13 protein-coding genes are annotated in these 12,190 nt (G+C 43.8%); 3 read left to right on the top strand and 10 right to left on the bottom strand.

Annotated elements, in window-relative coordinates; translation table 11 throughout:
• Positions 1-41: 41 nt before the first annotated feature.
• Positions 42-407, bottom strand: a complete 366-nt coding sequence (locus tag MKY15_RS04745; RefSeq protein ID WP_067213056.1) for a hypothetical protein — start codon at positions 405-407, stop codon at positions 42-44.
• Between the two features lie 149 nt (positions 408-556).
• Here MKY15_RS04745 and MKY15_RS04750 point away from each other — a divergent pair, with 149 nt between their 5' ends.
• On the top strand, positions 557-2,137 hold the full coding sequence (locus tag MKY15_RS04750) for an SWIM zinc finger family protein (RefSeq protein WP_187045911.1): 1,581 nt from the start codon (positions 557-559) through the stop codon (positions 2,135-2,137).
• Positions 2,134-4,875 carry a DEAD/DEAH box helicase gene (locus MKY15_RS04755; RefSeq protein ID WP_067213061.1) on the top strand — a complete coding sequence of 914 codons (2,742 nt, stop codon included), beginning with the start codon at positions 2,134-2,136 and terminating at the stop codon, positions 4,873-4,875. Before MKY15_RS04750 ends, MKY15_RS04755 begins: the two co-directional genes overlap by 4 nt.
• 74 nt (positions 4,876-4,949) lie before the next feature.
• Here the strand turns inward: MKY15_RS04755 and MKY15_RS04760 are convergent, their stop codons facing one another.
• Positions 4,950-5,111: a hypothetical protein gene (locus MKY15_RS04760; RefSeq protein ID WP_156476111.1), complete on the bottom strand. Its 162-nt coding sequence runs from the start codon at positions 5,109-5,111 to the stop codon at positions 4,950-4,952.
• A 533-nt stretch (positions 5,112-5,644) separates the two neighbouring features.
• The gene (gene ssb, locus MKY15_RS04765; RefSeq protein WP_342539169.1) at positions 5,645-6,085 is read right to left on the bottom strand and encodes a single-stranded DNA-binding protein; all 441 of its coding nucleotides are present in this window, start codon (positions 6,083-6,085) and stop codon (positions 5,645-5,647) included.
• Between the two features lie 272 nt (positions 6,086-6,357).
• On the opposite strand from ssb, the gene MKY15_RS04770 reads away from it, so the two are divergent.
• A complete protein-coding gene (locus MKY15_RS04770; protein WP_067213070.1) occupies positions 6,358-6,801 on the top strand; it encodes a YwpF family protein in 444 nt (147 codons plus the stop codon).
• Positions 6,802-7,229: 428 nt separating this feature from the next.
• Here MKY15_RS04770 and MKY15_RS04775 read toward each other — a convergent pair whose 3' ends face one another.
• The 7 genes from MKY15_RS04775 to MKY15_RS04805 form a co-directional block, all read right to left on the bottom strand.
• Entirely contained in the window at positions 7,230-7,607 is a 378-nt protein-coding gene (locus MKY15_RS04775; RefSeq protein ID WP_067213073.1) for a hypothetical protein, read from the bottom strand.
• A 97-nt stretch (positions 7,608-7,704) separates the two neighbouring features.
• The gene (locus MKY15_RS04780; RefSeq protein WP_067213076.1) at positions 7,705-8,091 is read right to left on the bottom strand and encodes a hypothetical protein; all 387 of its coding nucleotides are present in this window, start codon (positions 8,089-8,091) and stop codon (positions 7,705-7,707) included.
• 85 nt (positions 8,092-8,176) lie between these two features.
• Entirely contained in the window at positions 8,177-8,623 is a 447-nt protein-coding gene (gene fabZ, locus MKY15_RS04785; RefSeq protein WP_067213080.1) for a 3-hydroxyacyl-ACP dehydratase FabZ, read from the bottom strand.
• 51 nt (positions 8,624-8,674) lie between these two features.
• Positions 8,675-9,001, bottom strand: coding sequence for a DNA-directed RNA polymerase subunit beta (locus MKY15_RS04790; protein WP_082786736.1), 327 nt, complete (start codon positions 8,999-9,001; stop codon positions 8,675-8,677).
• A 113-nt stretch (positions 9,002-9,114) separates the two neighbouring features.
• Positions 9,115-9,951, bottom strand: a complete 837-nt coding sequence (locus tag MKY15_RS04795; RefSeq protein ID WP_342539170.1) for a flagellar hook-basal body protein — start codon at positions 9,949-9,951, stop codon at positions 9,115-9,117.
• 30 nt (positions 9,952-9,981) lie between these two features.
• Positions 9,982-10,821, bottom strand: a complete 840-nt coding sequence (locus tag MKY15_RS04800) for a flagellar hook-basal body protein (protein WP_067213085.1) — start codon at positions 10,819-10,821, stop codon at positions 9,982-9,984.
• A 44-nt stretch (positions 10,822-10,865) separates the two neighbouring features.
• Positions 10,866-11,858 (bottom strand): rod shape-determining protein, encoded by a 993-nt coding sequence (locus MKY15_RS04805; protein WP_067214073.1) that lies wholly within the window; start codon positions 11,856-11,858, stop codon positions 10,866-10,868.
• Between the last annotated feature and the right edge of the window lie 332 nt (positions 11,859-12,190).

Here is a 12,190-nt window from a genome sequence, read left to right on the forward strand (position 1 = left end):
GCTAGTTTGTGAACAGTTTATTATTATAGTATGCTATTCATCTATATATGTTGCCGCAACACATAATTATCGTTTGGCCTTTCCATTACAAATGACATCTTTCTTGGCTCGAATTGAAATTTCAATGATGATAACCATTCATATACGCCACAGTTTACATCTCCGGGAGAATCCCTCTTTCTCACGAACACAATATTGTTACGCCTAAAGTCGAGCAGCACAAACTGAAATTCCATCGTTCCAAATGCCACCGAGCGAAAATATAATTTACGTTCCACAGATTCGTAGATGATATGATTAATGATGGGCGAAATCGTGCATGATAATGGAGTAATACTTTCTTGAAACTCTTTATTATGATGAAACTGAGACTCCAAATCAGGTACGTATAGAACAATCTTCTCCAATTCCTCACTCCTTCTTCGGCTTTTTAACGAATATGCTCTTTACTTTTATAGATAAACAAACAAAAGAACAAGATATGGAATAACTTCATTTCCGCTCACTGGAGAAAAGCGGTATAATAGAAGGAATGCTTTTCTTAGGGAGTGGTCCGATGAATATGACTGTCGAACGTGTATCCTACTTGCACGAAAATGAAATAAATGAATTTATGAATACAATTAAACATGCCCTACGGCCAGATATAGAACGCAATGCACTCGAAATCAGACGTGCTGTGGCTCTTGTCAGAAATGGTGCCACCAATTCCTATAGGTATGCGCCATCTGAAGGCGCAGTAATAGCTACTCTCCTTGGCGTAGACTCAGAAAACGTGCGCCTTTCTTTCAACAAAGTAGATGCGAATTGTACATGCGGATACGCTGGCTGGTGTTCGCACCGAATTGCAGTCGTATTTCATCTTTATTCACAACACAATTCTTTGAGCGAATGGCTACACGAATGGCGCAGAACTGAATCACAACAGATGGCACTGTCCATTTCAGAACGTACCCCAGATGCATGGATCGACGTCCTGACACGCTTAACTCAGCCGCTTCGTGCAATTGAAGTTGCGGAAAATCCGGGTGTATTCATCCACGAATCTTCTATAATTGATCAAAAAGCTACTCCGCTTATTCCGTTTGAATATGAATGGAAACCTCTTTTTGAACTTTATTATCGATTACATGTACTGGATGCTGGATGGACGTATGTAAAAGGCCATCTCGGCGGTGAACCAACTTCCTTTTTCTACGGGAAGTGGTATGTGCAAAACTGGTTGACGGAACAGCTCGGAAAGCTGAATGATAGCGTCAATGCAATCGGTGCAAAACCGAAACTGTTTGAAGCAGATGCTTTTCATGAACGGGTGAAAAGTCTCGTTCGAACATTCGCCCTAGGAAATTCCGGGCTCTTCCATGAGCGATTCCAAGTCTATCGTCTTTTTTGGCAGCAACTATTTCCTTTTCGAGCTGCCCGAGACACTGAACTAACGATTCTCACGAATGAAGAATCAGAGGAAGCTCGAATTTTCATCGCCTTTTTCCACTTGATTCAAGGAGAACATGATGAGTTAGCGAAACTCGTTACACATGTAACAGCTACTAATGTTGCTACATGGCTACCGCTTGCAAAACTAGCGGAAAATAATGATGAAACCAAGGCCCTATCTATAATTATGCACGCTTTGTTGCCCTTCATCGGCGATTACGTAAGTGATTCTGTTTCACTTTCATCTCGTCCTGCTTTCGTGCGGGACATCGATGGTTTATTCGAAGCGGCAGATTTCTCGGAAGAATTACGTGAAAGCATGTTTGCTCAATATGGTGAACCCGGCATCGATGTTTACGCTGACTTTTTGGTTGAACGTGAACGATTCGGCGAATGGGCGGCTCTCATGCATAGATACGGCGTTTCATATGACGGCGCAGAAGCGGGTGGCTTAAAAGTCGCACTGGCTTCGGATCCATCAGCCGTCTTGCCCCTACTCCATACATTTGCTATGGGTTTCATCAAAGAAAAGAACCGTCACAGTTATCGGCGCGCCGTCAAATTGTTTAAACAAATGAAAACTGGTTCGAAGAAAAGCGGAAAAGCTGACTTTTGGAATCAATATATCGATACAGTGCGTGAAAAAAACCGCAGACTACGCGCATTGATGGAAGAAATGGAGAAAGGGAATTTGAACTTATGACAGGAACATTCACATTGAACCGCCTTTTTCGTCTGAGCATCCGTTTGATGGAAGACGAACTATATTCCATTGCCGCTGAAGATGGCAGAGGGTTGCCAGTCGCCCCAGATGATCTTGTTTCCTTCCTATTCTTCAACAATGAGCGTGCACTTTACGGGCTTCTTGCAAATATGGATGATGAAGTTGCTTATTTACAAGCAGACCAACTGCTTCAAGTTTTTTCTGTTATGCACCCCTATGTTACATTCGTTGGACTGACGGATGCAGACGATACTCAGCTTTCTTCAATTCGTGAGGCAACTAGCGCCTGGACCGACCCTAATCTATGGAATTATGCAGAAGTAGACGGTAACACTATTCGTTTTGACGGTAGCAAAGCGGGCATATCAGAAGGGGCTGCGGCCGTTATCAGCCAAGCAGTCAGCAGCAAACTTGCTGCATCTGCTATCAATCCCGATCTACTAGCTTCCCTGCTACCCCATTTACGGATGTACGGCTGGCCGGGCGAATCCGTTTCCACAATTCCAATCAGTGTTGCCTTCCGCTTAACTGAACCAGAAGCCGAGACAGATACGGAATGGCTTCTTGAAACAGTTATTATCGGCGAACGCGGTGCGCACTGGACACCTGCCGCCCGGAAAGTGAATGCACCTGCGGCTGATGCGCTTCCTGCTAAATGGAAACCATTCGCAGATGAAGTTGTGAAAAAGCAATCCGAAATGACATCATTCCTTGGCTCTGTAGAGCTTGCTTCAAGCGGAAGCTTTTTGTCCACACCGATGTCTGATCCGGAAGTACGGACATTCATTAAAGAAGACCTTCCGCTACTTCAATCGTTCGGCTATCCTGTCATCCTGCCTGCATGGTTGAAATCGGTGACAGAATCAAAATTGCGTATTCGAACGAACGCGGGCATACAATCGTATAAATCGGCTACAGGCTTGGACGAAGTGCTATCTTTCGATTGGAATTTCTCTCTTGCTGGTAATCCAATTGATCAGGATTCATTCCGTAAGCTTGTCGATGAAAACCGTGAATACATCCGCTCTGGTGATGAATGGTTCCATATCGATCCCCTTTGGCTCAGAAAAATTCGTGATTTAATGGATCGTGCGGATGCTGGGGAGTGGACTGTTAAAGACCTGCTGTTCCAAGACGTACCGGAAGAGATTGTTCCGCTTGAAGAGGACGAAGATATCGATGACCCACTTTTTGCTTTCACTATGCACCAATCGCTTCGAGGCTATATGGAAATGCTAGCCGATAAAAAGGGGCTTCCAGCAGCCGGTATTTCAAAGGATTTACTTGCTGAACTTCGACCATACCAAGAAGACGGCTATAACTGGCTTACCTTTATGCGTGATAATAGTTTTGGTGCATGTCTTGCCGACGATATGGGACTGGGTAAGACAGTTCAGCTTATCACCTATTTACTGAATATCCATGCAAGACCTGATACAGATTCACCGTCACTCATCGTTTGTCCGACGAGTGTTCTCGGCAACTGGCAGAAAGAGATTGAACGGTTTGCACCAACGCTTTCTGTCCATACACACTATGGCCCATTACGTGCAAAAGACGAAAGCTTTAAAGAACTAATGGCTCAACTGAAGCCCGACGTCGTTCTTACAACATACGGTACTGCTTCACAGGATGGCGAGATGCTAGCAGAAACGGAATTTGCCAGCATTACACTGGATGAAGCACAAAACATAAAGAACATGCAGACAAAACAGTCCCGTGTCATCCGAAAACTTCGCGGCAAGCATCATATCGCACTAACCGGTACACCGATTGAGAACCGTTTATCAGAGCTATGGGCGATTTTCGACTTTATTCACAAAGGATACTTCGGCAGTTTCCGCAAGTTCACGGATAACTTCATCATCCCGATTGAACGTGATGATTCTGAAGCGGATAAGCGGAAGCTACGAGCAAAAATCCGTCCGTTCCTTCTACGCAGAACGAAGAGTGATCCCGATTTACAGCTGAATCTTCCACAAAAACTTGAGCAAAATGAATATTGTCCTTTAACGACTGAACAGGCTGCCTTATATGAAAGTTTCCTTGAAGAAACGAAATTCAAGTTGCAGACACTTACCGGTTTTGAAAAGAAAGGCCTTATTTTAAAAATGCTTAGCCGATTAAAACAGCTCTGTAACCATCCGGCCTTATTCTTGAAAGAACCGCACGCTCCAGCAACACAATTACTTTCTAGATCCAATAAGCTAGACTTAATTGTGTCAATGGCAGCTGAAATCGCTGCTAATAAGGAACAATGCCTTATCTTCACGCAATACATTGGCATGGGGCAACTTATTCGTCAATGCTTGTCTGAACTTCATGGAATCGATGTACCATTCTTGACAGGCAGTATGCCGAAAGGTCAGCGTGACCGTCTTGTCGAGGCTTTCCAAGAAGGCGAATTCCCTATTTTCATCTTATCGTTAAAAGCTGGTGGAACTGGACTGAACTTGACTGGTGCAAACCACGTATTGCATGCAGATAGATGGTGGAATCCAGCCGTCGAAAATCAAGCTACCGACCGTGCTTATCGCATAGGCCAGACAAAATTTGTCCATGTCCATAAGTTTGTGACGATTGGAACTATTGAAGAAAAAATCGACAAGATGCTTGTCGAGAAAGCTGCATTGTCCGCGGATCTCATCCAATCAAGTCAATGGCTGTCTGATTTGTCCGAAACGGAACTGGACGATCTATTATCGTTTGACAACTAAAATTATGCTATGTAAGAAGACTCCTGAGCCACCAGTGGCACTGGGGTCTTTTTACTTACCGTTGTCGAATCCTCTTACACACGTTCCGCAAGTGGAATAATATGTACAGTTCCGAATTTTTTCTTCCTTTCTAGGTCTTCAATTCGATTCAGGCGATTGTTCTGATTGGCTACAATGCTGATTAATTGTTCAATTTGCATTTCCATCCGTTTCATGTCCTTTTTAATTGTAGTCATGTTCCACACTCCTTTCTCTTCATAATCCGCTTGTGTGGATCCCATTGACGGGAACAGCCTCCGTCCTCGGGATCCCCATTAGCGTTTTTCGACGTAAGATATCCGACCCCATCGGATATTAGCGTTACATTCCCCTTATTTACCGCGAACAGACGCCACTGAGCATCTGTTCGCGATACTTTACTCTCACTCTGACCGAACATGGGCAGAACCCCTTCTGTTGACATGTACGGTTATTTCTTTTCCTCACATATAGCCTATTAGCGCCTACAGAATACAGGTCATTCAGCCTAGAGGGATTGAGCCCCATCCCCCTTAGTTGTCAAGGCCAGCAGGATGCTGATCATGCAGTCGTTGTCGCAATACGCGGCGACTTTAGACTACCTTCCTCTTGGGCTGCGTTCCACTAACAAGAGCTTTGCTTACTACCTATCCATTTTCAGTTGTCGGTACCGCCCCGGTTTGTCGTCCGGCTAGTCTATCCCCTCCTTTTCACGACCATTCCCCGGCTTTTTATGTATCATTGTGCCTGGTCAAAAAATCGGTAATCCTTCTGTTTCACGGCTGGGGAGATTGAAATGCTCAGCATCACTTTTCTCCTCCGTCGGAAGTGTCATTCTACCTACCTGTTCACTATACAAGTTGTCATTGGTGCGTTTTTTCGTTAAAATGAACCGGATATCCTCAGCAATCACCTCTGTTACATAGATTCTACTCTTGTCTTCGCGTTCGTAGGACCTAGACTGAATGCGCCCGCCTACCCCGATTAGAGATCCTTTACCGCAATGTTTAGCAGTATTCTCCGCCGCCTTTCCCCACAGCGTACAAAGTACGAAATCTGTCTCCACTTCTCCTTTTTGGTTTTTAAAATTGCGGTTCACAGCAAGTACAAAACTTGATTGTACCCTTCCTTCTGATACTCTTCTCAGAATTGGATCTTTTGTAATACGTCCAACCAGTGCAACTTGATTCAATCGATTTCCTCCTCTCTCGTTTATTAATTTCATCTTACTTGGTTTAGTCTAATTTGTGCAATACACGATATCCCAATTTTCAGTCTATTATTCGCTATAAAAACCCTATTTGCTTAACTACGAAGTTACATTTATCTACATAAACGGCATAACCTTATGCCAGACTTGAATTTATCCGATTCGTCAATAATTTAAGTTTGCCATGTTTTAAGTTTGTCGATGAAATTTGTGCCTATGGTATAATAAAAGGAAAAAGATTGAGGTGGATACCGATGAAAACATTCAAAATGTTGTCTGTCGGAATATTACACGAAGAGCGTATGCTGGATTTCCCTCTCATAGACGGAATTATAATCAATCAGGAGAACAGTCACCGTATGTGGATATTGGAGATGTTCATTGATAAGGAACATCAACCCATTTTTGAAAAGTGGATGGCTGATGAAGAATTACTTGAAGTGAAAGTCGTTATTTCTTATCCTGAAAATGAACCAGCTGCTTTTCGCGTTGCTGTCAAAGGGGTTAAGTTGATTGGGGATAATGTCTCTGTGTTAATGAAAGGCCGCTTGAAACGAGCACGTGCACAGTATGCAGAACAGTTGCTGGAAGAATTGATTGGTGAGGGAATGGGCGGCGCCGAATTGCTACAGCGATTCGAATCCGATATGCGCTCTCGACCACGTTTAAAAAAGGATCAAGAAAAAGAGAATGAATGACTTCGTGCTGCCTGGAATACGGGCAGTTTTTTTGTTGAGAAAAACTGTAAGACACACTGCGCTTTTGTATACGGCTAGACTTCAGCGCCTAGCCCCTCGGGACACTTCGGACTTGAAGATAAAGGCAAAGAACGCCTTTTTCTTCAAGTCTTTCAGTGCCTGTCGGGGCTGAACAGACGCTTCCACTTTTGTATACGGCTAGACTCCGGGCGCCAAACGCTCGGGTCATAAGGCAGCCCGACTGTGCGGCAAAAGACGCCGCTTGGGCCTGTGGGATGCAGGTCATGCAGTCGTTGCGACACGACGTCGCGAACTTAGACTGCCTTCCTTTTACCTGCCTTATGCCTGTCGCGTCTGGGCGGCGCCCTGCGCTTTTGCATAAAAAAACCGCCTCTAGTGTTACGAGGCGGTTCCCGCACGGCTTGCGGTTAACGATTGTTTCCATTCGTTTTGTTCCGATCTAGATTTTTGTCGCTAGTTGTACCAGTTGGTGTATTCGTGTTCGTTTCTCCATCATTAATAACGCCTTCATTCGGAGTCGCGTTGTTATCATTTTCGATGACATCGTTTCGTACTCCATTGTTGTTATTAATGACTCCGTTATCCACACCGGTGCCGTTCTCGTTCTCGAGACCATCCATATTCGGTCCTGTTTGCTCATCGTTCACTTCGGGTGTTATGTCCTTCGTTCGATCCTCCACTTTTTCCATTGGAGTTTCATTGTTATTCGGAACTGCATCGTTGTTTGCACAAGCTGTAAGGACTAGTCCCGACATAAGAACAAGTGGTATCGCTTTTTTGAACATGAAAAGATTCCCTCCTCTCCACAAGCCGTCTATCACACAAACCTGTATGATACTTCGTAGCTTTGCCCGAAATGAGGGAACTATCCATGTTTCTTTTTTAAGCTTCTAAATATTTTTTTAGCAATGTGTCAATGTATACCGCTTCGGCTTTACAGTGATACTCGTAATGAGTATCAAGCTCTTCCTGCATGCTTTGGATCTCCACAATCTGTTCTTCAGATGGCGGCTCACTGAGGATGCGGGCGATGATTTCATTGATACGCTGCGCGAGGTCTTCATGGAATTCCGGATCAATTTTCATTTCTTCTGGAATTTTTGAATACCAGAGTGCTTTTACGGTAATATATTCACGCCAGCTGGCGATATAATCATCGATACTGAATTTTTCACCGGACCACTCGATATCGCTCATGTATTGTTCGAATGTCTGTGTGATGGACCTAGTAATGCTACTTTTTAAATTTGGAGAAAGATCTTTAAACATACTGATTTGTTACCTCCCACTTTAGAAGTGCATTGTAACCGCACCGTAATGACCATTGTAACCAAATTTCAAGGTGTTCGCAAATTTAGTTCCCATTTTTTGAAACTATAGGACCTAATGCAAACGTAATTTCTGTTTCGCATGCGATTTCTCCGTTAACCGTTGCGATTGCTTTACCTTTACCAATCGTACCGCGAAGTCGTGTGATTTCCACTTCGAGTTTTAACGTATCACCTGGCGTTACTTGCCGTTTGAAGCGACAATTGTCAATCCCGGCAAAAAAGGCAAGACGTCCTTTATTTTCTTCTTTTTGCAATAAAGCGACGGCACCAACTTGTGCGAGCGCTTCCACAATAAGAACGCCTGGCATAACCGGATAACCTGGGAAATGTCCATTGAAGAAATCTTCATTGATTGTCACATTTTTTATGCCTACTGCTCGTTTTCCTTCTTCGACCTCAAGAATCCGGTCTACCATAAGAAACGGGTAACGATGCGGCAAAATCGCTTGTATCTGTTCTGCTGTTAGCATAGTCATCCTCCTGACATTTCAGTACTTTTCTATTCAAAACGAAAGAGTCTTTTACGACTCTTTCCCATTAATGATATCCATAATGTGAATCCAAGTTTCTTTCTTAAAGACATCACTCGAATCCCCATCACCGATACTGCTGTATCCTACCAAGGCACCAAGATAGGCTGCACCGGCTAGAAGCAAGAGAACAAGTATCACACGAAGCCAAATTGGAAGGATGCGAATTTGGACCCAAAATTGCTTTTTCGGTGGAGTTTCCTCCACCGGCTTATTTTGTCTTCCGCGTTCTTTACGAGTAGACCGAATTAAAGGCGGTGCACTCTCCTTTTTCCTTGAATCATTCGAATTCAAGTTGTTTCTTTTTTCATCTGTCATATTCAGTACTCCCTAATTGTCCGGTCATCAGATAGCTACCGGATGCAGGTAGACTACCCTTTTCGTCTGTCTCATACACTTCAGAGCCGAACGATACTATTTTTATCAAGAACTTATCGGATGCCGTTAATCAGACCGAGCATTTGATCTGCAAGCGTCACTGCCCGCGCATTAAATTGATAATTACGTTGCACACTAATGAGATCCGTCATCTCTTTCTGAGAGTTAACGTTCGATGCTTCGAGTGCCTGACCTTCCAATCCAATTACGTTTCGCGCTGCACCTTGTAATTCAATTAGAACTTGCTGTTGTGTGACACCAAGATCCGCCAAATTTTCAGGCAACGCGAAATTCGTTCCTGATAAACGCTGCATTAAATTTGGACGTTCCATCACTGTCACGGCCAGCTCGATTGTTTGCGTCGTCCCGTCTGCATTTGTCAGTTGCAAATTTCCACCTGGGTTAACTGTATAATTTGTAACATTATCGGAAAACGTAATTGGCAATCCCGCACTGTTTGCAACCGGATATCCGTCACCATTTACAAGCATCACTTGTCCATTAGCAACTGGAGAAACGTAAAAATTCCCTTGACGTGTATAGACAGTTTGTTCCCCGCCTCCGTCAGGCATTAGGACATTGAAATACTGTTTTGGTGTAGTCAGTGCAAAGTCGAGTTCGCGGCCCGTCATTTGCAATGAACCCGCTTTCCAGTTCATCTGTGATTGACCAAGTACAGCACCTGATCCGTAGCGGATGCCGGTAGGTGATTGACGCGGCGCAGTATCTGCTTTGTCATTGTTGAATTGTTGGTATAACATCTCTTGGAATTTAGCATCGCTTGCTTTATAACCATTCGTTGAAATGTTCGCAAGGTTATTTCCGATTATATCCATTTGACTTTGCAATTGACTCAACGTATTTGTTGCTGTCGTCATTGTGCGTATCATGCATCCCGCTCCCTTTCAAATCGCGTGTCATTAGTTGACACGTCCCACTTCCGTTACTGCCTTTTCCATGCTGCGGTCATAGGCTTGAAGAATTTTTTGATTGGCCTCGAATGCACGGTATGCAGTAAGCATGTCCGTCATCGTTCGTGCTGCATCAACATTGGAACCTTCGAGATAACCTTGCTGCATCGAATAGGTGACGCCTGCCGTGCCGTTTGCGGCTGCAAGGTTTTCGCCGCCTTCTGTTACGAACATGCCATTTCCTTGTTTCAGAAGCATGTCAGGGCGCTGTGCAAATGAAATACCAAGTGTTGCGACAGCCGTGTCGCCGTCCATAATTATGCCTTCATCCGTTACACGAAAATCATCGTTTTGCAAGGCAATCCGTTGCCCGTTATTATCAAGAACATAGGCGCCACCTGCACTTGTCAAAAACCCGCTTGGATCAAGTGTGAAACTACCGTTCTTTGTATATTGCTCACTTCCACCTTCATTTTCAAGTCTGAAGAAGATGGCACCCTGAGTTCCTGTTTCTGCATCAATCGGTAAGCGACCGTCAATCAGAGCGATATCGGTCGTCAGCTCAGTTTCGCGCAATTGTCCCTGCGTGAATAATGGCAACGTCTCCTGCATGTAAACACCCGTTGAAACTGAACCTACCGGAGATAAGCCCTTCATTTGAAAGCCATTTTCTGTTGGGATTTTTGCCGTGTTAATACTCGACATATACATTTCAGGAAACGAGCGAATCACCGATTGCTCCGCCTTGAAGCCTGGCGTGTTGGCATTCGCCATATTATTCGCCAGCATTTCTGTTCTGCGTTGCTGTGCAATCATCCCTGATCCAACTGTGTAAAATCCACGGAACATATGTCCACCTCCTCTTACTTCAAAATTAGAGTTGTTAACAATTTCTAACGGTTAGAGATTTTATCCATATTCTCCAATAAAATGCCTGTCCCAATTGCAACGCAATCGAGCGGATTATCTGAAATGAATACAGGTACTTTCAATTCATCAGCGAGTAATTGGTCGATGCCGTGCAATAACGCACCGCCCCCAGTAAGAAATACGCCACGATCGATAATGTCAGCAGACAATTCAGGTGGTGTTTTTTCCAAGACATTTTTCGCTGCATGGACAATCATATAGATTGATTCTTTTAGTGCTACAGCGATTTCATCTGAATGGATTGTCACAGTGCGGGGAAGTCCCGAAACCATGTCGCGTCCTCTTATGTCTATCTGTTCTTTTCGACTGCCTGGGAAAACCGTACCAACATTGAATTTGATATTTTCTGCAGTTCGTTCTCCGATAAGCAACTTATAATGTTGTTTAATATATTGTGTAATATCGTTGTCAAAAGTATCTCCAGCTACAGTGATCGAGCGTGATGTAACGATATCTCCCATTGATAAAACAGCGACATCCGTTGTACCTCCACCAATATCGACAACCATGTTGCCGCTCGGTTGGAAAATATCCATTCCAGCTCCAATTGCTGCAACTTTTGGTTCTTCTTCAAGATAAATTTTCTTACCGCCCGATTTTTCAGCGGCTTGCCGAATGGCTTTCTGTTCAACACTCGTAATGTTTGTAGGACAACAGATAAGAATTCTAGGTTTTGATAAAAATCCTTTAACGTCCAATTTATTAATGAAGTGGCTAAGCATAGCTTCTGTTACATCAAAATCAGCGATAACCCCGTCTTTCATAGGTCTAATCGCAATAATATTGGCAGGCGTCCTACCAACCATTTGTCTTGCTTCTTCTCCGACTGCCAGTACTTTATTCGTGTTTTTATCAATTGCCACGACTGAGGGTTCGTTTAGAACAATCCCTTTTCCTTTAACGTGTATTAAGACGTTGGCCGTACCGAGGTCAATTCCAATATCTTTTGCAAACATTGTTTCTGTTTCCCCTTCCACCTGCATCATCGGATATTCCCGTGTATGTATACGCTTCTAACTAACAATTTTACCATAGTTAACTGGCAATGAATATACTTTAGTACTATTTGATTGAAAGATTAAAGGAAAAGTGGAAGAGCCTGATCAGCTCCGACAGGCACTGAAAGGCTTTAAGAAAAAAGCGGTCTTTGCCTTTATCTTAAAGTCTGAAGTGACCCGAGGAGCTAGGCGCTGAAGTCTAGACAATCGAAAAGTGGAAGGCGCCGTTCAGACGCGAAAGACATATCACGAGAGAGTTTAGCGGCAGGAGCCTAGACAATAGGAAAGGC

The sequence above is a fragment of the Sporosarcina sp. FSL K6-1540 genome (genome assembly GCF_038620285.1).
Lineage (GTDB): Bacteria > Bacillota > Bacilli > Bacillales_A > Planococcaceae > Sporosarcina > Sporosarcina psychrophila.

What these genes read in the sequence shown, in the direction of transcription:
- MKY15_RS04770 (WP_067213070.1), top strand. Translation starts at nt 6,358, where the DNA reads ATGAAAACATTCAAAATGTTGTCTGTCGGAATATTACACGAAGAGCGT.
- MKY15_RS04790 (WP_082786736.1), bottom strand. Translation starts at nt 9,001, where the DNA reads ATGACAGATGAAAAAAGAAACAACTTGAATTCGAATGATTCAAGGAAA.
- MKY15_RS04755 (WP_067213061.1), top strand. Translation starts at nt 2,134, where the DNA reads ATGACAGGAACATTCACATTGAACCGCCTTTTTCGTCTGAGCATCCGT.
- fabZ (WP_067213080.1), bottom strand. Translation starts at nt 8,623, where the DNA reads ATGCTAACAGCAGAACAGATACAAGCGATTTTGCCGCATCGTTACCCG.
- MKY15_RS04780 (WP_067213076.1), bottom strand. Translation starts at nt 8,091, where the DNA reads ATGTTTAAAGATCTTTCTCCAAATTTAAAAAGTAGCATTACTAGGTCC.
- MKY15_RS04775 (WP_067213073.1), bottom strand. Translation starts at nt 7,607, where the DNA reads ATGTTCAAAAAAGCGATACCACTTGTTCTTATGTCGGGACTAGTCCTT.
- MKY15_RS04795 (WP_342539170.1), bottom strand. Translation starts at nt 9,951, where the DNA reads ATGATACGCACAATGACGACAGCAACAAATACGTTGAGTCAATTGCAA.
- MKY15_RS04760 (WP_156476111.1), bottom strand. Translation starts at nt 5,111, where the DNA reads ATGACTACAATTAAAAAGGACATGAAACGGATGGAAATGCAAATTGAA.
- MKY15_RS04800 (WP_067213085.1), bottom strand. Translation starts at nt 10,821, where the DNA reads ATGTTCCGTGGATTTTACACAGTTGGATCAGGGATGATTGCACAGCAA.
- MKY15_RS04750 (WP_187045911.1), top strand. Translation starts at nt 557, where the DNA reads ATGAATATGACTGTCGAACGTGTATCCTACTTGCACGAAAATGAAATA.
- MKY15_RS04805 (WP_067214073.1), bottom strand. Translation starts at nt 11,858, where the DNA reads ATGTTTGCAAAAGATATTGGAATTGACCTCGGTACGGCCAACGTCTTA.